The following is an 18,744-nucleotide window of genomic DNA, read 5'->3' on the forward strand; positions in this document are numbered from 1 at the left end:
CGTTAGTCGTGTGAAGGACCCGGTGGGTCCATTCCGGCGCATCCGGCGCCGGGTTTCCATGGGTAAAACGTCATGCCACCCGCAGGTGGCGCTTACTTGTCGACCTTCAGCACCGCCAGGAAGGCTTCCTGCGGGATTTCCACGGAGCCAACCTGCTTCATGCGCTTCTTGCCTTCTTTCTGCTTTTCGAGAAGCTTCTTCTTACGCGACACGTCGCCGCCGTAGCACTTGGCCAGCACGTTCTTGCGCAGGGCCTTCACCGTGGAACGGGCGATGACCGCCGCGCCGATGGCAGCCTGAATCGCCACGTCGAACTGCTGGCGCGGGATCAGGTCCTTCATGCGCTCCACCAGCTCACGGCCGCGGCGATCCGCATGCGAGCGGTGCACGATAAGGCTGAGCGCATCCACGCGATCGCCATTGATCAGGATATCGACGCGGACGAAGGGGCCGGCATCGAAGCGATCAAGGTGGTAATCCATGGACGCGTAACCGCGCGACACCGACTTCAGGCGATCGAAGAAATCGAGCACCACCTCGGCCAGCGGCAGTTCGTACGTGACCTGCACCTGCGTGGCGAGGTACTGGATGGACCGCTGCACGCCGCGCTTCTCTTCGCACAGCTTGATGACGTTGCCGACATACTCGCTCGGGGTGAGGATGTTGGCGATGATGATGGGCTCACGGATCTCGGCGATCATCTGCGGCGGGGGCAGCTTGGCCGGGTTATCCATGTTGATGATGGTGCCGTCGGTCTTCGCCACCTCGTACACCACGGTGGGCGCGGTGGTGATCAGATCGAGGTCGTACTCGCGCTCAAGGCGCTCCTGCACGATTTCCATGTGCAGCATGCCAAGGAAGCCGCAGCGGAAGCCAAAGCCCATGGCCTCGGAGCTTTCCGGTTCGAAGAACATGGCAGCATCGTTCAGGCGCAGCTTGTCGAGCGCTTCGCGCAGGGCCGGGTAATCGTCGGCCGAGACGGGGAACAGGCCTGCGAACACGCGCGGCTGCATGGTCTGGAAGCCGGGCAGCGGTGCGTCGGCGGGCTTGCCAGCGAGGGTGAGCGTGTCGCCGACCGGGGCGCCATGCACATCCTTGATGGATGCGTTGATCCAGCCCACCTCGCCTGCCGCGAGCTTTTCGAGCTTCTTGCGCTTGGGCGTGAACACGCCCACGTCATCCACCAGGTGGGTGCGGCCGGTGGACATGACCAGGATCTTGTCACCCGGCTTGATCTCGCCCTGCATGACGCGCACCAGCGACACCACGCCAAGGTAGTTATCGAACCACGAATCGATGATCAGCGCCTGGAGCTTGTCCGTATCGCCAGGCTTGGGGGCCGGGATGCGGTGGATGATCGCCTCGAGCACTTCGATGACGTTCTGGCCCGTCTTTGCGCTGACCGGAATGGCATCGGACGCATCCAGGCCGATCACGGCCTCGATCTCGGCCTTGGCCTTGTCGATGTCCGCCGTGGGCAGATCGATCTTGTTGAGGACGGGAATGACCTCGAGCCCCTGCTCGATCGCCGTGTAGCAGTTGGCGACGGACTGGGCTTCGACGCCCTGGGCGGCATCCACGACCAGCAGCGCGCCCTCGCAGGCGGACAACGAGCGGCTCACCTCGTAGCTGAAATCCACGTGGCCCGGGGTATCGATGAAGTTGAGCTGGTAGGTTTTGCCATCCCGCGCCTTGTACGGCAGCGAGACCGACTGCGCCTTGATGGTGATGCCACGCTCACGCTCGATCGGGTTGTTGTCGAGCACCTGCGCTTCCATTTCGCGCTCGGACAGGCCGCCGCACAACTGGATGATGCGATCGGCCAGGGTCGATTTACCGTGGTCGATGTGGGCAATGATGGAGAAGTTGCGGATGAGTTCCATGGAGCGCCGTGGTCACGTTCACCATCGCTCGCGGCGCGAACGACGCGCACCGGCCGCCTTGGCCGGTGCGAATCCCGCATTATCGCATGGAAGGCCGGCCCCCGCCGAGGGCAGCCGGCCTTCCGGCCTCATTTATCGCTCGGGACCGTGATACCGACGAAGCGCGTGGTGTCGTCACGACGAACCAGCAGCATGGCCGTATCACCCTCCTTCACCCCCTTCACGGCATCCCGGAAGGCGGCGGCACTCCCTACCCGCTTCTGGTTGACCATGAGGATGACATCCCCGGCCTGCAGGCCGGCGGTGGCCGCGGTGCGGCCGGTGACACGGCTGATGACCACACCCTCGCCCGCCTTCAGGCCCAGCTCCGCGCGGGTCTGCGCATCGATATCCTCGACCGCCAGCCCCAGGGCGGCCGCTGAACCGCCCGCGCCCGCACCACCGGCGGCGGCTGCCAGCGCGTTCTTGTCGCGCGGCAGCTCGCCGACCTTGACGTCGATGGTCTGCTTCTTGCCGTCGCGGAGGATGTCCACCTTCGCCATCGAACCCGGCTTCGTGATGCCCACCAGGGGCGGCAGGTCCACGGACTGGGTGATGGGGGTGCCATTGAAGCCAAGGATGACGTCTCCCTGCTTCAAGCCCGCCTTGTCGGCGCCACTCCCAGGCGTGACTTGGGCGACAAGTGCGCCATTGGCATCCGGCAGGTTCAGGTTTTTCACGAACTGATCCACCGGCTGCACCGTAACGCCGAGCATGCCGCGCGACACGTAGCCCTTGTCCTTGATCTGCTGGACCACGTTCATGGCCACGTCGATAGGGATAGAGAACGACAGGCCCTGGTAGCCACCCGAGGTGGAGTAGATCTGTGAGTTCACGCCAATCACCTGGCCCTGCAGGTTGAACAATGGGCCGCCTGAATTGCCACGGTTAATCGGCACATCGGTCTGGATGAAGGACGTATACGGCTGGTCGCCACTACCGAGGTTGCGCCCGACCGCGCTGATGATGCCGTGGGTCACGGTGGCATCCAGGCCGAACGGTGATCCAATGGCAAGCGCCCACTGGCCGCGCTTGACGCTGCGCGAATCACCCACGGTCACGGTCGGCAGCGCGCTCGCGTCTACCTTAAGCAACGCGATGTCGTACTGCGGATCCTTGCCGACTACCTTTGCGGTGAAGGTCCGGCGATCCTGCAGGCGAATCTTCACTTCATCCGCGCCATCGACCACGTGATCGTTGGTCAGGACGTAGCCATCGGCGGAAATGATGAAGCCCGAGCCCAGCGAGGTCTGTTCGCGCGGCTGCATGGGCATGCCAGGCATGCCGAAGAAGCGCCGCAACAACTCGTCCTGGTCATCCGGGGTATCCGGCGCTCCCTTGCCAGGGCTTTTGCTGGCGGGCTTGCCAGATGTTTTGGCCTCTACGTGAACCACCGCGGGTGCGTTCTTTTCCACGATGCCGGTGAAGTCGGGTAACGATTGTGCCTGCGCGCCAACGCTCGCCACGACGAGCGCGCCACCGAGCAGCGCGCGTGCATGCCAGGGTGCCATGGGTGTTTCCTCCTTTTTTTCAGGCATGGCCGCCCGTGCGGCGGCGATGCCGCACGGGGATTAACACAACGGAATGGGGGAAGGCGGGCCGGGGGACGGCGGCACGCCGGGCAAGCGCCGCTTAGCGGGCCGCCGGTGCTGCCTGTGGCTGCACGTAGCGCGAGCCATCGGGACGGGTCAGCAACAGGTACTGGCCCCGGCTCGCGTCCTGCACCGCAGCGGCCCGAGCGCGCTGGATCTGATACGGCGTGGAACGCGGCAGGTAGGCGGTGGCTGCGTCATCGCTGGAGCTATCGAACGCCGCCTTCTGCGTGAACTGCGAGGCGACATTGCCACTGAGCCACTGCGGGGCAACCGGTGCACTGGAGGGCTCGGGCGTGGCATCAGCCACATCGAACCCTGCCGGGTGGGTAGCACTATGAGCCACTTCCGGCGCCGCACCGTGGTTACCCGCCGGCTGCGCCACCATGAGCGCGGCGACGGCGACACTGGCGGCGATGGCGCCACCCGCGGACCAATGCAACCAACGCCGGCGGGGCGCAACAGCAGGTGCGGCCTGAGGCGCGGCTTCGGCCTCGATAGCCGCCATGACACGATCGGCAAAGCCCGCCGAAACCGGTGGGAGCGCCTCGCCGCGCAGGCCATCACGGCCAACGTGGTAGCGCGACCATGCGTTCGCCAGGGCCGAATCGGCCTCAAGGCGTCGCAGCAGGAAGCGGATCTCCTCCCGTGACAGCTCTCCATCCATGCCGGCGGAGAGAATTTCCCGATTAGCTTCGCTCATGGGGTCTGGTCCTCGCGGTCTGACAACAACGGCCGCAATTTTTCATCGATGGCCTCGCGGGCCCTGAATATACGTGAACGGACGGTCCCAATCGGACAATCCATGGCGGCGGCAATTTCCTCGTAGCTCTTGCCTTCCACCTCACGCAGGGTAATCGCGACCCGAAGTTCCTCGGGCAACGCTTGGACAGTAGAAAACACCGTTTGTTCCACCTGCTCACGCATGAGTTCGCGCTCGGGGGTCGCGCTTTCGTGCATCCGGGTGGCCCCGGGCACGTAAACAGCGTCTTCTGCGTCGATATCGCCCGTCGGCGGACGCCGGCCCATTGCCACCAGGTGGTTCTTGGCGGTGTTCACGGCGATCTTGTAAAGCCATGTGTAAAAAGCACTTTCGCCGCGGAAGGAGCCCAACGCGCGCCACGCGCGAATGAAGGCTTCCTGGGCGATGTCCTCGCACTCGGTCCAGTCGTGGACATAGCGGGAGATCAGGGCCACCAGCTTGTGCTGGTATTTTCGGACAAGCAGGTCGAAGGCGCGGCGATCCCCCTGCTGCACACGTTCGACAAGTGCTTGATCCAGTTCGTTTTCGCCCATCCGGGCCGTCTCCTCACATCATTCGGTCCAGTCCGGGCGCAGCTGAGACCCGCGGTGCGGGCGCAAGTTCAATGCGCCACGCCGCTGCTATAGCAAAATATGCGGATAACCCCGCGAAGCTCAACCCGTGACCCGTGGCAGGCCTTGCCGCCGGCCGCCTCAGGCCACCGTGAGCGCCTGCCCTTCGGCCACCAGCCGCTCACGCTCGCCCAGCATGTTGTCGAATGTCACAGTGGGCAGCGGGCGCGAGAACAGGTAGCCCTGTAGCTCGTCGCAGCCATTGGCGCGCAGGAACTGCAGGTGCTGCTCGATCTCCACGCCCTCTGCTACCACGCCACGCTTCAGGCGGTGTGCCATGTCGATCGTGGCACGGACGATGGCTTCGTCATCCGGATCGACACCGATGTTCCGTACGAAGCTCTGATCGATTTTGATCCGGTCGGCGGGGAGCCGGCGCAGGTAGTCCAGCGATGCGGCACCCGTGCCGAAATCATCGATGGCGATGCGGCAACCCATCGCGTGCAGGGCATCCAGGGTTTCGACCAGGTGCGGCACCGTCTTCACGCTGATGCTTTCGGTGACCTCCAGTTCCAGCTGCGACGCTTCAAGACCTGTATCTTCCAGGGCGCGCCGCACCACGGCAGCCAGGTTTGTCTGCATCAGCTGCACCGCCGAGAGGTTTACACCCAGGCGCAGGCCCAACCCATAACGGTCTTCCCAGATCTTTGCCTGGGCGCACGCCGTGCGCAGCACCCACTCACCGATAGGCACGATGAGGCCACTGGCTTCTGCCAGGGGAATGAAGAACCCCGGGCTGATCATGCCCAGCTCGGGGTGTTCCCAGCGCACGAGCGCCTCCATGCCGACGATATCTTCGCTGCCGGCATCGACCTGCGGCTGGTAGAAGACGCGCAGCTCGCCGTTGCGTTCGGCGTGCCGCAGGCGCGCCTTCAGCTCGCCCTGCTGTTGCTGCGCGGTATCCACGCTTGCCGCATACACCTGGTAGTTGTTGCGGCCCAGGCTCTTGGCGCCGTACATGGCCTCGTCGGCATGACGCAGCAGGAGCTCGCCTTCCACCGCATCATCCGGAAAGAACGCGATGCCCACCGAAACCGTGGCCTGCAGCTCCGAGCCATCATCCAGGTGCAGCGGCACTTCCATCGCCTGCACGATTTTCTCGGCGATGCGCAGTACGTCTTCGCGCTTGATGATATGGCGCAGGACAAGGGTGAATTCGTCGCCCGCGTAACGCGCCACCGTGTCGGAACCGCGAACACTGGAGCGTAGCCGGCGGGCGACCGCCGAAAGCACCTGGTCGCCCACCGCGTGGCCAAGGGTTTCGTTGATCCCCTTGAAGCGATCCAGGTCCACCAGCAGCACGGCGAACAACTCGCCGGTGCGCTCCGCCTCGCGAATGGTCGTGTCCAGGCGGTCATGGAAGAGCAGGCGGTTGGGCAGGCCGGTCAGCGTATCGACGAGGCCACGTTCGCGACCCTGGTCGCGTGCCCGGCGCAATTCCAGCGCCGCACTGAACCGGGCCGAGGCCGCGCGCAACGCCAGTTCGAAAACACGGCCATCGCCCGCGGCGCGCCGGCGCCCGGCGAGCATGGCACCGATAGCGCTGCGCCGTTCGTCGAGCAGCGGAAGAAACACGAATGAGGTGAGCCCTAGCGCCTCGATGAGCGGGTCCGCCGGCACTTCTGTTCGGCCGTCGCCAAGGCGCACGAGCGCCTCGCCCGCCAGGCACAGCTTGAGCAACGGCAGGTCGGCCGCATCGGCCCACTCCACCTGCCCCGGCCCGTTCCAGATACGCGCGACGACCTCCGGGCCGCCTTCGCTCTCGGGCAATGCCGCCCAGACGCCGACCACATCCAGGTCGAGCGCGTCGGCCAGCATCGCTGCCGCCTCGCCCAGGCCCTCGTCGTCACTGGGGCACGCATCGAGCACAGATAGCAGCGAGAGTGCCCGGGCTGCCGTGTCACCTGCCCGCATATCGCGGAAGGCGACGGCAATGCGATGGCCGCCGGAGCCGTCGACCAGATGGCGGACATCGACCTCGCCAGGAATCTCCGCGCCATCGGCGCGACGCAACACGCAGGCCATGGCATCGCCATCGGGCATCGGCCACGCCGCGCCATCGACCATACTGAAGACGTCGCGCAACAGCCGGCCCTGGATGGGCACGTCGTCGGTACACAGTCGCAGCATGGCTGCACCGGCATCGACGATGCAGCCGTCCGCTGCGGATGCCACCACCCAGGCGGCGCCGGCGTCGAACGCAAAACGGTAATCAGGCCGCGCCTCCACGGGCTGCGGCGTTGTGTCGACAGCCACCGCCATGCGCACACGCTGGGCAAGCTCCGCGGCAATGGCGCTCTCGCGCAGCCACGCCGCGCCATCATCAGGCGCCACGGCCAACGGACCATCCGGCACCAGATAAACCACGGGGATATCACGGTACGCGGCGAAGCTGCGCAGGATGCGCATGCCAAGGCGGACATCGTCGCTACCGTCGCCGCCCACCACCGCCACCTGCAGCGGCGGCGCATCCGAGAGCAGGGCTTCCAGTTGCACGGCATCGCGTGCGCTCAGCAGCACAAAGCCGCCGTCGGCATCCAGCGCGTCGAAGACCGACCGGCGCATATCGCGGCGCGGCGTAAAAATCAGGACGCCACTGGCGTCAGGGATCGACATCATGGCTCAGACCACCCAGCGGCCATCGCGCAGGCGCGGCGCGACCGAACGGGCAGCGCGGTCAGCATCGACACGCACGATATCGTCATCGAACGTGGCCAGCAGGCTGGCACTGGCTCCGAGCAGCACGACCCGTCGCACATGGCCGGTCTGGGCCTTGGAAAGTTGCCGTAAAAGCGCACCATCCGTCGCACTGGGAACCCCGGGCGGCATATCCAGCAGGTACACGCCGAAGTGCAGGCTTTGCAGGATGTAGCGCAGGGCATCGCCGAGCCGGGTACACCCCGGCACCCGCATCTGGGCATCGCGCAGGCTGGTAAGGCCCTCCCCGCCGCGCCACAGGTATACGGCCTGCCCCGTGCGCCGGGCGACGAGCCGGAACTGGTCGATAAGCATGGCCTGCTCGTCCGCCTTCAGCGCGACCAGGGGGCCGGCGGCTGAGAGGATTCGGTCGAAGACATCCGTTCCTGCGAGTGGATCCACTGACATCGGCCATCTGGCGACTTGACTGGCGCGCAGTATCGGGCCAACGGGGTGTCGGGCGCCAGATGCGTGCGGCGCGCCGCGGAACGCCCACGAGCCCGCGCAAGGTCCTCGTGCCTCCTCCATACGGCGGGGTATCTCGCATTCGGCACGACGGGAAGGTATGGTGATGCGCTCATTCGCCACCGCACGACCGCCATGTTCGAAGGACTCCGATTCAAGCACTGGAAGACCAGCAAAGGGGACGATGGCATCGTCGTCCTTACCCTGGACCGCGATGGCGCCAGCGCGAATGCGTTGGCGCGCGAGGTCCTGGATGAACTGGGTACCCTGGTGGAACGCCTGGCCATCGAAGGCCCCAAGGGCGTGGTGATCCACTCCGCCAAGCCGTCCGGCTTCGCCGTTGGCGCGGATATACGGGAATTCGTGGAGTACGCCCACACGGGCACCGTTCTTGAGAATATCGAGAACGGGCAACGCGTCTTCGAAACCCTCGCCCGCCTGCCCTTCCCGACAGTGGCCGCCATACACGGTGCCTGCATGGGCGGCGGCACCGAGCTGGCCCTGGCGTGCCGCTATCGCATCGCCGCGGACGACGACGCCACGCGCATCGGCCTGCCGGAAGTGATGCTGGGCATCCACCCGGGCTGGGGTGGCAGCGCCCGCCTTCCGCGCCTGATCGGTGCGCCCGATGCGCTGCCAGCCATGCTTACCGGCAAGCCCTTCAATGCGCGCCGTGCGAAGGCCGTGGGCCTGGTTGATCGGCTTGCCCGCCCGGATGAGCTTCTGGCCGAAGCCCGCCAGCTGGCCAGGCGCCCCTCGCCCCGCCCGTTCGCGCTGCGCGCGAAAGCCTGGGCCACGAACACGCTGCCCGCCCGCCTCATCCTGGCGCCCATGGTCCGCAAGCAAACCGCGGCGAAGGCGCGCAAGGAGCACTACCCGGCGCCGTTCGCGCTCATCGATGTATGGGCCAACGGCGGCAGCAACATCCAGCAGCGCCTCAAGCTCGAAGCGAAATCGGTGGCAAAACTCGCGACCACCCCCACCGCGCGCAACCTCATTCGCATCTTCTTCCTGCAGGAGCGCCTCAAGGGGCTTGGCGGCGGTGTGGACCATGGCATCAAGCACGTCCATGTCGTGGGCGCTGGCACCATGGGTGGCGATATCGCTGCGTGGTCGGCACTGAAGGGTTTTGAGGTCACGCTGCAGGATCGCGAAATGCGCTTCGTCGAGCCGGCGATCAAGCGCGCCCGCGCCCTGTTTGAAAAGAAGCTGAAGGCACCGGCCAAGGTCGAGGCGGCCAACGGCCGCCTGCGCGCCGACATCGAAGGCAAGGGCGTCGCCGATGCGGACCTCGCCATCGAAGCGATCTACGAGAACCCCGAGGCCAAGCACGCGCTTTACTCCGTGATCGAACCGCAGTTCCAGGCAGACGAGATCCTGGCGAGCAACACGTCGTCGATCCCGCTGAATGAACTGCGCCAGGGCCTCGCATCTCCCCAGCGTTTCCTCGGCCTGCATTTCTTCAACCCCGTGGCACAGATGCCACTGGTGGAAGTGGTGCGCCATGACCAGCTCGATCCCACGATCGAAAAGCGCGCCTTCGCCTTCTGCAAGGCCATTGGCAAGCTGCCCGTACCCGTGAAGGGTACGCCAGGCTTCCTGGTTAACCGCATTCTCATGCCGTACCTGATGGAAGCCATGCGCCTTTACAACGAAGGCGTGCCAGGTCCGGTGCTGGATCGCGAAGCGAAGAAGTTCGGCATGCCGATGGGGCCCATTGAACTGGCCGATACCGTCGGCCTGGATGTATGCGCCTCCGTGGGCAAGGAGCTGGCGCCATTCCTCGGCCTGGAAGTGCCACAGGGCCTCGAAGAAAAGCTTGCGGCGAACAAGCGCGGCAAGAAGGACGGCGAAGGCCTGTACGTCTGGAAGGAAGGTAAGCCGGATAAGCCGGATGTCGATCCGGATTACGTACCGCCGGCCGATCTGCAGGACCGCATGATCCTGCCGATGGTGAACGAAGCGGTGGCATGCCTTGCTGAAGGCGTGGTGGACGACGCCGACCTGCTCGACGCGGGCGTCATTTTCGGTACCGGCTTCGCGCCGTTCCGCGGCGGCCCTATCCAGTACGTGCGCAGCGAAGGCGTGGCTGCGGTGCGCGAGCGCCTGGCCAAGCTGGAGCAGAAGCATGGCGCGCGCTTCGCGAAGAAGGAAGGCTGGGATAACCCCGAGCTGGCGACGCCGCCGGCGTGACGCGCGCTTGAACCATCGCGCGCAAGCGCGCTCCTACAGAAGCCAGGCAATTGTAGGAGCGCGGTTGCGCGCGACCGGTCAGGCGAAGGCCGGCCGGATTACCACATCAGGTCGTCAGGCACGCCGTCGTCCGATTCACTTGGCGCATTCGGGTCAACCATCAGCGCAATGAATTCGGGCGCCAGGTCACGCAGCGTTTCGATCACGGCCTTAGCCACTACGAGGTAACGGCCACCCTGCTGCACGACACCCAGCTCGCCGGCATTGATCGCCGCCAGCTGCTCAGCGCTCACATGCACGCGGCGAATCTTTTCGCCGTAGGGGAAGTGGCGGACGAGGTCGGCCTCGGCAAGGTTCAGCGCCTTACCCTTCAGAAGCTCTTCTACCTTGCGCTTCTTTTCCTTGCGCACGCGGGCCAGTTCCGCAGCCTCAGCTTCTGCCTTGCGGCGCTCGGTCGCTTCGGTCTGCGCACGCATGGCGTACGCCTTCGCCAGGTCCATCTCGCCATCGTTGCGCGGGGCCCTGGCGGCGCCTCCCTGGTTGCCATGCGGACGGCCACCTTGCGGGCGGCCACCCGCCGGGTTCGGCTTGCCGCCGCCCTGGGGACGCCCCCCACCCTGGCCAGGCTTGCCACCGCCCTGAGCGCGGCCTGCGCCCTGCCCGCCTTGCGGGCGCGGGCCCTTGTTCCCCTGGCGAGGCGGCGGCGCGGATTTGCGCGCCTCTTCGCGAACCTCCTTGACGAGGCCGCTCTTCAACAACTGGTCACGCAGGGACTCTGCCATGGTCGGTAAGGCTCTCTAGCAATGTCAGTAGTGCGGCGGCGGGGGTTCACTGGCCGGGTCACCGCCCAGCCCCGCACGCATGGTGGAAAGATCGGAACGCATCTCGCGCAAGGCGCGCTCAAGCAGATCCAGTCGGCGCGCAATCTCCGCATCAGCGGAAGAGAGGCTATTGACCGTATCGTCGATGAAAGCGAGGCGCACCTCGAGCTCCATCAGGCGCTCATCGGTGTCACTCATGGGAGGTCCTTGGTACGGGCGGCAGCGTTGCCGTAACCGCCGATTGTAGTCCCGACACGGGGCCGAGCAAACTGCGCCGGCCTATGAGCGGCCGCTGGAAAGAAAAAGGGACGCCGGAGCGTCCCTTTTTCGGTTGCCTTGGTTGCGGGGGGTAGCGTGTTACGGCAACTCCGCTTCGTTGGCTTTTCGCGTGCGAGCACGCTCCTACAGTAAGCCGCGTAGCGGCTTACTTGCCGCCCGGAGCAGCGCCGGCGGCCGGGCCCTGGCCAGCCGGGGTCGGGCCGGTCTTCAGCAGCTCGACGTCGAAGATGATCGTCGCATTCGGCGGGAAGCCGTTTTCCGGCTTGGCGCCGTAAGCGATGTTCGACGGGATGAACAGCTTGTACTTGCCGCCGGTCTGCATGAGCTGCAGGCCTTCGCGGAAGCCCGGGATGACCGCAGCGAGCGGGATCTGGGCCGGGCCGGCCGGCTGGTGGTCGGCCGAGGAGTCGAACTTCTCGCCGTTTACGAACGTGCCGGTGTAGTTGATGGTGACCGTGTCGTTCGGACCCGGACGCTGGCCGGTACCGGCCTGGACGACCTGGTACTGCAGGCCCGACGCCGTGACCTTCACGCCAGCGGCGCTCTTGTTCTTGGCCAGGAACGCGTCGCCTTCGGTCTTGTTCTGGGAAGCGACCTTGTTGTACTCGGCTTCGGCCTTGACCTTCAGCTGGGCCACGAAGGCTTCGCGCGTGGTCTTGGCTTCGGCTTCGGTCATGGTCGGCTTCTGGCCAGACAGGGCAGCCTGGAGGGCCTTGGCGACCGTAGCCGGGTCGACTTCGCGCGCGACGAGCGGCGGAAGCGAGCTGGCAAGGTCCCAACCCACGACATAGCTGGCCTTCTGCTTATCGACTGCGCCGGCGGGGGCGGCAGCCGGCTTGGCAGCCTGGGCAGATGCGCCCGCGGCCGCACCCAGCGAAACCGCCAGGGCGACGGCCATCATCGTGGGACGCAAAAAGTGCTTCATTCGTTACTCCCTCTCTTTGGAGAAAATCGGCGAGGCCGCCGTGGCACCTCCGTGTGGAGGCAGAATCGCCATTGTGCTGTGGTTAGCGCCCGGCTTGCAATGACGGGGGCAGAGACAAGGTTTCATACCAAAAGTTCATGGACCTTTCGTGAATTCGTCCATTTCAGTCCCCATGCCCCTGCCCCGGCTTATCCAGCGTGTCGCGTAATGCTGCCTGCAACCGGGCGTGCACTTGTACCAGAACGCGCCACAGAAGCCACGTGAGGCCGATGCCAATCAGTATCAGCACGGCTGCGACTTCGCGTGGCGGCAGGATCGTCGAGGCCAGCGCGGCGACCAACAGGCCCAGGATCAACATGACCACCACCGGAATGATCCGCCCGAGTACCGCCCGGATCCGGTAGGTACGGGCTCCGAATCGATCGGGAATGCTGAGCTCGGCAAGCAGCATGCCGAGCGCACCCGCCTTGCGATACGCCGCCACCACCATGGGCAGCGAGACCAGCGCCGCGACCGACCAGGCCAGGCTTCGCCTCACCACGGGGTTATCACTGAACAGATCCAGGTGCATGAAGCCGCGGCGGTATGCAAAGGCGGCGATGATGAAAACCGCGATGACCAGGGCCATGTTGATGATCACGTGCCATACGAGGCGGCGAATCATCTTCATCACGATGGCGCCCTGCCCCTGGAGCCCCAGGCTGCCCATCCAGTCGGTATAGGCACCGAACACGCCTGTCACCCGCGCGGGAAGCACACGCGCGAGCCGGGTCGCCAACGGATCGGAAAGGCGGATGAGGTACGGGGTGAGGAAGGTGGTGATTGCCGACACCGCTACGGCAACGGGGTACAGGAAGCTGCTGGTCACCTTCAGGCTGAGGCCCAGCGTCGCGATGACGAACGAGAACTCACCGATCTGGGCCAGGCCCATGCCCACACGCAATGAGGTCCGGCCGTCGTTTCCGGCCACGAAGCTACCAAAGCTACAGGTCACGACCTTGCCGACTACGACAGCGATGGTCACGATCGTGATGGGCCATGCGTACTCGGCGAGCAGCGCCGGATCGATCAGCATGCCGATCGCCACGAAAAAGATGGCGCTGAACATGTCGCGCACCGGCATGATGATGCGCTCGATCCGCGCCACGCTCTCCGATTCGGCCACGATGGCGCCGATCATGAAAGCCCCCAGTGCCACGCTGTAACCCAGTTCGGTGACCAGCAGGCAAAAGCCAAAGCAGATCCCCAATACCGCGATGAGCAGCACATCGTTGCGGCTCACCCGCGCAATGTAGTCAACGACGCGCGGCACCAGCAGCAGGCCGACCACCAGTGATACCGCCATGAAGAGACCGAGGCGGCCCACCGCGGCCAGCGCCTGCTCGGCCTCCAGGCCACCCGTGCTGGCGATACCCGTCAGCAGGGCCATCAGGACGATGGCCAGCAGGTCTTCCACGATCAGGATGCCGAACATCAGTTGCGCGAATCGCTCGCGCTTGAGGTTCAGGTCCTCCAGCGCCTTCATGATGATGGTCGTGGACGAGATCGACAGCATGGCGCCGAGGAACAGCGAATCCATGGTGGTCCAGCCAAAAAAGCGGCCGATCTCATAACCGATCCACACCATCAGCACGATTTCCGCGAACGCCGCCACCAGCGCCGCACCCCCGACGGCGCGCAGCTTCTTCAGGCTGAACTCGAGGCCGAGCGCAAAGAGCAGCAGGATCATGCCCAGCTCGGAGAGTGTGCGAATCGTTTCTTCGTCGTGGATGAAGATGAAGGGAAAGGTGTGTGGCCCGATCAGCAGGCCCGCGATGATGTAGCCGAGTACCACCGGCTGGCGAAGGCGCTGGAACAGCACCGTGGTGAGACCAGCCACCAGCATGACGGTGGCCAGATCCTGGATGAAAACGATGCCGTGCATGCCTGTCCCTGTGTGTATGAGGGGACAGGTTACCCCGCAGGAAGTCGCGAGAACATGGCAGCGACAAGTGGCTGGTTATTTCGTGACCAGCCCCTGTAAAAAGGCATTTCACGCAAGTCCGCGCCACGCATCAACATTCTCGATTCGTCGAAAATAAATTCAAAAAAAGTGTAACGAACGCTTGACGAAGAGGGGGGTCCGACGTAATCTTTGCGGCTTCCAGCAGGGGGCCATAGCTCAGCTGGGAGAGCGCCTGCATGGCATGCAGGAGGTCGCCGGTTCGATCCCGGCTGGCTCCACCAACTTCTAGTACGTCCCCATCGTCTAGAGGCCTAGGACATCACCCTTTCACGGTGGCGACCGGGGTTCGAATCCCCGTGGGGACGCCACTTTCCGGTTCGCCGGCAAGTGTAATGGATGTAGAAGTTGGTAGTTGTTGGAAGTTGGAAAACTAGTGTGGAGCGGTAGTTCAGTCGGTTAGAATGCTGGCCTGTCACGCCGGAGGTCGCGGGTTCGAGTCCCGTCCGCTCCGCCACTTTTCCAAAGAAGAATCCGCCATCTGGCGGATTTTTTTTGCCTTGAATTCAGGATCCCTCCACCCGCACCAGCGTGCCGATCGAATGCCCCTGCTCCGCCAGGTATTCCAGCCAGCGGCTGAGAAAGCCATTCATGCGCAGGCGGTGCTGGAGCACGGTGTCGGCCGGCGGAAATGGCCCCAATACCTGCCACAGCTTCCGGCCCGGATGGCAGTGCAGCGCCTCGGCAACATGAGCATCGGTGTACATGCGCAACTGTGCCGACGGCGAGGGCTGGCCCGTCGCCTCGTCCACGAAATCGTAGGTGAGCTCCAGCTCCAGCGTGTACGGGTGCTTTTCCTGGATCTCCAGCCTGACGTTGAGGCCATCATCCACATCGGAGATATAGCGGCCCGCCGCCAACCGCTGCGGCGCGAACAGCCGTGCAAGCCGGTGGTAGTTCTCCGCGTAAAGACCCATCAGGAATTCGAACCGTCCCGGGATCAATGCGGTTGGGCGCTCGAGAATGGCTGTCATGGGTGGCACCGGTCTCCGTAAACGTTCTCGTACTAATACATATGCCGCTCGATCCCGAGATATTCAAAGATCTTGCTCGAGATTTCCTCGATCGACGTATGCGTGGTGTTGAGGACCGGGATATTTTCCCGGCGCATCAGGCGATCCGCCTGCTCCAGCTCCCACCGGCACTGCTTCAGCGTGGCGTAGCGGCTGCCGGGACGGCGCTGCTCACGGATCTGGGCAAGGCGGACGGGATCGATAGTCAGGCCGAACAGCCTGCTCCGGTAGGGCCGCAGGCGCATCGGCAATTCAAGCTTGTCGAGGTCGTCGTCCGTGAGGGGGTAGTTGGCGGCACGCACCCCGTAATGCAAGGCCATGTACAGGCAGGTAGGGGTTTTACCTGACCGCGATACACCCACCAGGACGACATCGGACAGGTTGTAATCCACATCCAGGCCATCGTCATGGGCCAGGGCGTAGTTGGTCGCTTCGATACGCGCCTCGTACCGGTCCGAATCGACCAGGCCGTGCGAGCGGTTTACGGCATAAGACTGCTTGACCCCCAACTCCTGCTCCAGCGGATCGATAAACGGAGCGAATACATCCAGCATCAGGGCCCCACTACCCGCGACGATTTCGCACAACGCCCGGGAGGTCATGGTGTTCACCACGATGGGCCGCTGGCCATCCTGGGCGTATTTGGTCTTGATCCGCAGGGCGGCGGCCTCGGCCTTGGCCGGGTTATCGATAAACGGCAGCCGGTGGGTGTCGAACTCCACCCCATCGAACTGGGTGAGCATGCTGTTCCCGATCGTCTCCGCGGTAATGCCGGTGGAATCGGAAATGAAGAAGACGGTGCGCCGCATCGGCCGGTTTCCCCTGTTTGGTTCCATGACTCCCACCTTAAGACCAATACGCCGTCATAACCATCCACCCCGCAAAATCGCGGGCGGAATTGTGCATTGCCGCTTGTGCGGCGACCATACCACCGCGACAATGCGCCGATTTTTACCAGCGCGGCCCGCCGCCCAACCGATGTGAGGATCTTCCTTTGAGCGACCTGGTACTTTGGCTCGACGCGCTACGCATGACCGACCTTGGCAAGGTGGGCGGCAAGAACGCCTCCCTTGGCGAAATGATCGGCAACCTGGCGAAACTGGGCGTTTCTGTCCCGGGTGGCTTTGCCACCACGGCCGACGCCTTCCAGACCTACCTTGAAAAGAGCGGTCTCGCGAAGCGTATCCAGGAACGCCTGGCCACGCTGGACGTGGATGACGTGGATGAGCTGACCCGCGGTGGCAAGGAAATCCGCGGATGGATCGTGGATACCGCCCTGCCCGCCGATCTGGAGCAGGCCATCCGCGATGCGTACATCAAGCTCTGCAAGGATGCCGGCGCCGCCGATATCGCCGTGGCCGTGCGCTCCTCCGCGACCGCCGAGGACCTGCCGGATGCCTCGTTCGCCGGCCAGCAGGAAACCTTCCTCAACGTCGTCGGTATCGACGATGTGCTGCACAAGGTGAAGGAAGTCTTCGCCTCGCTTTATAACGACCGCGCCATCGCCTACCGCGTCCACCAGGGCTTCAAGCACGAAGATGTGTTCCTGTCTGCCGGCGTGCAGCTCATGGTCCGCTCGGACGTGGGTGCCTCGGGCGTGCTGTTTACCCTCGATACCGAATCCGGTTTCCGCGATGTGGTGTTTGTTACCGGCTCCTACGGCCTGGGCGAGATGGTGGTCCAGGGCGCCGTGAACCCGGATGAGTTCTACGTGTTCAAGCCCACGCTGAGGGAAGGCAAACCCGCCGTGCTCCGCCGCAGCCTGGGTGCCAAGCAGCAGCGCATGGTCTATTCGGACCAGCCAGGCGAGCGCGTGCGCATCGAAGAGACCCCCGCCGCCGACCGCCACCGCTTCTGCATCACCGATGCCGACGTGGAAGAACTCTCTCGACAGGCCCTGGTCATCGAGAAGCACTACGGCCGGCCCATGGACGTGGAATGGGCGAAAGACGGCAACACCGGCAAGCTCTACATCGTGCAGGCGCGCCCGGAAACCGTGAAGTCGCGTTCGCACGCCACCACCCTCGAGCGCTTCCAGCTCAACGAAAAAGGCAAGGTGCTCACCGAGGGCCGCGCCATCGGCCAGAAGATCGGCTCGGGCAAGGCGCGCGTCATCCGCTCCCTGGCTGACATGAACAAGGTGCAGCCGGGCGACGTGCTGGTGGCCGACATGACCGATCCCGACTGGGAGCCGGTGATGAAACGCGCTGCGGCGATCGTCACCAACCGCGGCGGGCGTACCTGCCACGCGGCGATCATCGCGCGTGAGCTGGGCGTGCCAGCCGTCGTGGGTTGCGGCAATGCGCTGGATACCATCCCCGACGGCGCCGAAGTCACCGTATCGTGCGCCGAGGGCGATACCGGCACGATCTACGAAGGCATCCTGAAGTTCGACCGCATCACCGCCGACCTGGGTGCGATGCCGGAAGCGCCGCTGAAGATCATGATGAACGTCGCCAACCCTGAGCGGGCGTTCGATTTCGGCATGCTGCCGAATGCCGGTATTGGCCTGGCCCGCCTCGAAATGATCATCGCCAGCCACATTGGCGTACACCCGAAGGCACTGCTTGAGTACGCAAAGCAGGATGCCGAGACGAAGGCGCGCATCGATACGCGCATCGCGGGCTACAAGGATCCGGTGTCGTTCTACGTGGATCGCCTGGGTGAGGGCATCTCGACCATCGCCGCCTCGGTGTACCCGAAGCCGGTGATCGTGCGCCTGTCCGACTTCAAGTCCAACGAGTACGCCGGCCTTCTCGGCGGCTCGCGCTACGAACCGCACGAAGAAAACCCGATGATCGGTTACCGCGGTGCAAGCCGCTATGTGTCGGCCGATTTCGCGGAATCGTTCGCGCTCGAGTGCAAGGCCGTGAAGTACGTCCGCGAGACCATGGGCCTCGACAACGTGTGGGTCATGATCCCGTTTGTCCGCACACTGGACGAGGGCCGCAAGGTCATCGAGGTGCTGCGCAAGAACGGCCTCGTGCAGGGCGAGAACGACCTGAAGGTCATCATGATGTGCGAGGTGCCGTCCAACGCGCTGCTGGCGGATGAGTTCCTCGATATCTTCGATGGCTTCTCAATCGGCTCGAACGACCTGACCCAGCTCACCCTGGGCCTGGATCGTGATTCCAGCATCGTGGCCAACCTGTTCGACGAGCGCGACCCGGCGGTCAAGAAGTTGCTGGCACTGGCCATCAAGACCGCTCGCGCCAAGGGCAAGTACATTGGCATCTGCGGCCAGGGCCCCTCCGACCACCCGGATCTTGCCGAGTGGCTGATGGAACAGGGCATCGAATCGGTGTCGCTCAACCCCGATACCGTCGTGGATACGTGGCTGCGCCTGGCCAAGAAAAAGGCCGGCTAAAACAAAAAAAGGCCGCCCTATCGGCGGCTTTTTTTGTCTGCTCGTGCAGGAGCGCGCTTGCGCGCGATAGGGATCTCGGCAAGCTCCCATCGCG

14 protein-coding genes and 3 tRNA genes are annotated in these 18,744 nt (G+C 64.4%); 5 read left to right on the forward strand and 12 right to left on the reverse strand.

Annotated features, from left to right (window positions below):
* Positions 1 to 92: 92 nt before the first annotated feature.
* The 6 genes from lepA to ABIE56_RS11000 form a co-directional block, all read right to left on the reverse strand.
* Entirely contained in the window at positions 93 to 1,883 is a 1,791-nt protein-coding gene (gene lepA, locus ABIE56_RS10975) for a translation elongation factor 4 (RefSeq protein WP_429243849.1), read from the reverse strand.
* Between the two features lie 128 nt (positions 1,884 to 2,011).
* Positions 2,012 to 3,433: a Do family serine endopeptidase gene (locus tag ABIE56_RS10980; RefSeq protein ID WP_429243850.1), complete on the reverse strand. Its 1,422-nt coding sequence runs from the start codon at positions 3,431 to 3,433 to the stop codon at positions 2,012 to 2,014.
* 121 nt (positions 3,434 to 3,554) lie between these two features.
* Positions 3,555 to 4,217, reverse strand: coding sequence for a sigma-E factor negative regulatory protein (locus tag ABIE56_RS10985; protein WP_429243851.1), 663 nt, complete (start codon positions 4,215 to 4,217; stop codon positions 3,555 to 3,557).
* Complete coding sequence (gene rpoE, locus ABIE56_RS10990; RefSeq protein ID WP_429243852.1) at positions 4,214 to 4,810, reverse strand: RNA polymerase sigma factor RpoE; 597 nt, start codon at positions 4,808 to 4,810, stop codon at positions 4,214 to 4,216. The genes ABIE56_RS10985 and rpoE overlap by 4 nt, the downstream gene beginning before the upstream one ends.
* Positions 4,811 to 4,969: 159 nt before the next feature.
* Complete coding sequence (locus ABIE56_RS10995) at positions 4,970 to 7,507, reverse strand: putative bifunctional diguanylate cyclase/phosphodiesterase (protein WP_429243853.1); 2,538 nt, start codon at positions 7,505 to 7,507, stop codon at positions 4,970 to 4,972.
* Between the two features lie 3 nt (positions 7,508 to 7,510).
* Positions 7,511 to 7,993 carry a hypothetical protein gene (locus ABIE56_RS11000; RefSeq protein ID WP_429243854.1) on the reverse strand — a complete coding sequence of 161 codons (483 nt, stop codon included), beginning with the start codon at positions 7,991 to 7,993 and terminating at the stop codon, positions 7,511 to 7,513.
* Between the two features lie 192 nt (positions 7,994 to 8,185).
* On the opposite strand from ABIE56_RS11000, the gene ABIE56_RS11005 reads away from it, so the two are divergent.
* The gene (locus ABIE56_RS11005) at positions 8,186 to 10,243 is read left to right on the forward strand and encodes a 3-hydroxyacyl-CoA dehydrogenase NAD-binding domain-containing protein (RefSeq protein ID WP_429243855.1); all 2,058 of its coding nucleotides are present in this window, start codon (positions 8,186 to 8,188) and stop codon (positions 10,241 to 10,243) included.
* A 98-nt stretch (positions 10,244 to 10,341) separates the two neighbouring features.
* Here the strand turns inward: ABIE56_RS11005 and ABIE56_RS11010 are convergent, their stop codons facing one another.
* The 4 genes from ABIE56_RS11010 to ABIE56_RS11025 form a co-directional block, all read right to left on the reverse strand.
* Positions 10,342 to 11,025 (reverse strand): DUF2058 family protein, encoded by a 684-nt coding sequence (locus tag ABIE56_RS11010; protein WP_429243856.1) that lies wholly within the window; start codon positions 11,023 to 11,025, stop codon positions 10,342 to 10,344.
* Positions 11,026 to 11,049: 24 nt separating this feature from the next.
* Positions 11,050 to 11,262 carry a SlyX family protein gene (locus ABIE56_RS11015; RefSeq protein ID WP_429243857.1) on the reverse strand — a complete coding sequence of 71 codons (213 nt, stop codon included), beginning with the start codon at positions 11,260 to 11,262 and terminating at the stop codon, positions 11,050 to 11,052.
* A 226-nt stretch (positions 11,263 to 11,488) separates the two neighbouring features.
* On the reverse strand, positions 11,489 to 12,268 hold the full coding sequence (locus ABIE56_RS11020; protein ID WP_429243858.1) for an FKBP-type peptidyl-prolyl cis-trans isomerase: 780 nt from the start codon (positions 12,266 to 12,268) through the stop codon (positions 11,489 to 11,491).
* Between the two features lie 163 nt (positions 12,269 to 12,431).
* A complete protein-coding gene (locus ABIE56_RS11025; protein ID WP_429243859.1) occupies positions 12,432 to 14,192 on the reverse strand; it encodes a cation:proton antiporter in 1,761 nt (586 codons plus the stop codon).
* A 226-nt stretch (positions 14,193 to 14,418) separates the two neighbouring features.
* On the opposite strand from ABIE56_RS11025, the gene ABIE56_RS11030 reads away from it, so the two are divergent.
* The 3 genes from ABIE56_RS11030 (at position 14,419) to ABIE56_RS11040 (ending at position 14,727) form a co-directional block, all read left to right on the forward strand.
* Positions 14,419 to 14,494 (forward strand) — tRNA-Ala (locus tag ABIE56_RS11030).
* Between the two features lie 11 nt (positions 14,495 to 14,505).
* Positions 14,506 to 14,581, forward strand: a tRNA-Glu gene (locus tag ABIE56_RS11035).
* Positions 14,582 to 14,650: 69 nt separating this feature from the next.
* A tRNA-Asp gene (locus ABIE56_RS11040) sits at positions 14,651 to 14,727 on the forward strand.
* A 49-nt stretch (positions 14,728 to 14,776) separates the two neighbouring features.
* Here the strand turns inward: ABIE56_RS11040 and ABIE56_RS11045 are convergent.
* Complete coding sequence (locus tag ABIE56_RS11045) at positions 14,777 to 15,244, reverse strand: DUF1249 domain-containing protein (protein WP_429243860.1); 468 nt, start codon at positions 15,242 to 15,244, stop codon at positions 14,777 to 14,779.
* Between the two features lie 32 nt (positions 15,245 to 15,276).
* Entirely contained in the window at positions 15,277 to 16,092 is an 816-nt protein-coding gene (ppsR, locus tag ABIE56_RS11050) for a posphoenolpyruvate synthetase regulatory kinase/phosphorylase PpsR (protein ID WP_429243861.1), read from the reverse strand.
* 185 nt (positions 16,093 to 16,277) lie between these two features.
* Between ppsR and ppsA the strand changes: the two genes are divergently transcribed.
* Positions 16,278 to 18,650, forward strand: coding sequence for a phosphoenolpyruvate synthase (gene ppsA / locus ABIE56_RS11055; RefSeq protein ID WP_429243862.1), 2,373 nt, complete (start codon positions 16,278 to 16,280; stop codon positions 18,648 to 18,650).
* Positions 18,651 to 18,744: the final 94 nt, after the last annotated feature.

Source organism: Luteibacter sp. 621 (assembly GCF_050435445.1).
In the GTDB taxonomy this organism is placed as follows: domain Bacteria; phylum Pseudomonadota; class Gammaproteobacteria; order Xanthomonadales; family Rhodanobacteraceae; genus Luteibacter.

What these genes read in the sequence shown, in the direction of transcription:
- lepA (WP_429243849.1), bottom strand. Translation starts at nt 1,883, where the DNA reads ATGGAACTCATCCGCAACTTCTCCATCATTGCCCACATCGACCACGGT.
- ABIE56_RS10980 (WP_429243850.1), bottom strand. Translation starts at nt 3,433, where the DNA reads ATGGCACCCTGGCATGCACGCGCGCTGCTCGGTGGCGCGCTCGTCGTG.
- ABIE56_RS10985 (WP_429243851.1), bottom strand. Translation starts at nt 4,217, where the DNA reads ATGAGCGAAGCTAATCGGGAAATTCTCTCCGCCGGCATGGATGGAGAG.
- rpoE (WP_429243852.1), bottom strand. Translation starts at nt 4,810, where the DNA reads ATGGGCGAAAACGAACTGGATCAAGCACTTGTCGAACGTGTGCAGCAG.
- ABIE56_RS10995 (WP_429243853.1), bottom strand. Translation starts at nt 7,507, where the DNA reads ATGATGTCGATCCCTGACGCCAGTGGCGTCCTGATTTTTACGCCGCGC.
- ABIE56_RS11000 (WP_429243854.1), bottom strand. Translation starts at nt 7,993, where the DNA reads ATGTCAGTGGATCCACTCGCAGGAACGGATGTCTTCGACCGAATCCTC.
- ABIE56_RS11005 (WP_429243855.1), top strand. Translation starts at nt 8,186, where the DNA reads ATGTTCGAAGGACTCCGATTCAAGCACTGGAAGACCAGCAAAGGGGAC.
- ABIE56_RS11010 (WP_429243856.1), bottom strand. Translation starts at nt 11,025, where the DNA reads ATGGCAGAGTCCCTGCGTGACCAGTTGTTGAAGAGCGGCCTCGTCAAG.
- ABIE56_RS11015 (WP_429243857.1), bottom strand. Translation starts at nt 11,262, where the DNA reads ATGAGTGACACCGATGAGCGCCTGATGGAGCTCGAGGTGCGCCTCGCT.
- ABIE56_RS11020 (WP_429243858.1), bottom strand. Translation starts at nt 12,268, where the DNA reads ATGAAGCACTTTTTGCGTCCCACGATGATGGCCGTCGCCCTGGCGGTT.
- ABIE56_RS11025 (WP_429243859.1), bottom strand. Translation starts at nt 14,192, where the DNA reads ATGCACGGCATCGTTTTCATCCAGGATCTGGCCACCGTCATGCTGGTG.
- ABIE56_RS11045 (WP_429243860.1), bottom strand. Translation starts at nt 15,244, where the DNA reads ATGACAGCCATTCTCGAGCGCCCAACCGCATTGATCCCGGGACGGTTC.
- ppsR (WP_429243861.1), bottom strand. Translation starts at nt 16,092, where the DNA reads ATGCGGCGCACCGTCTTCTTCATTTCCGATTCCACCGGCATTACCGCG.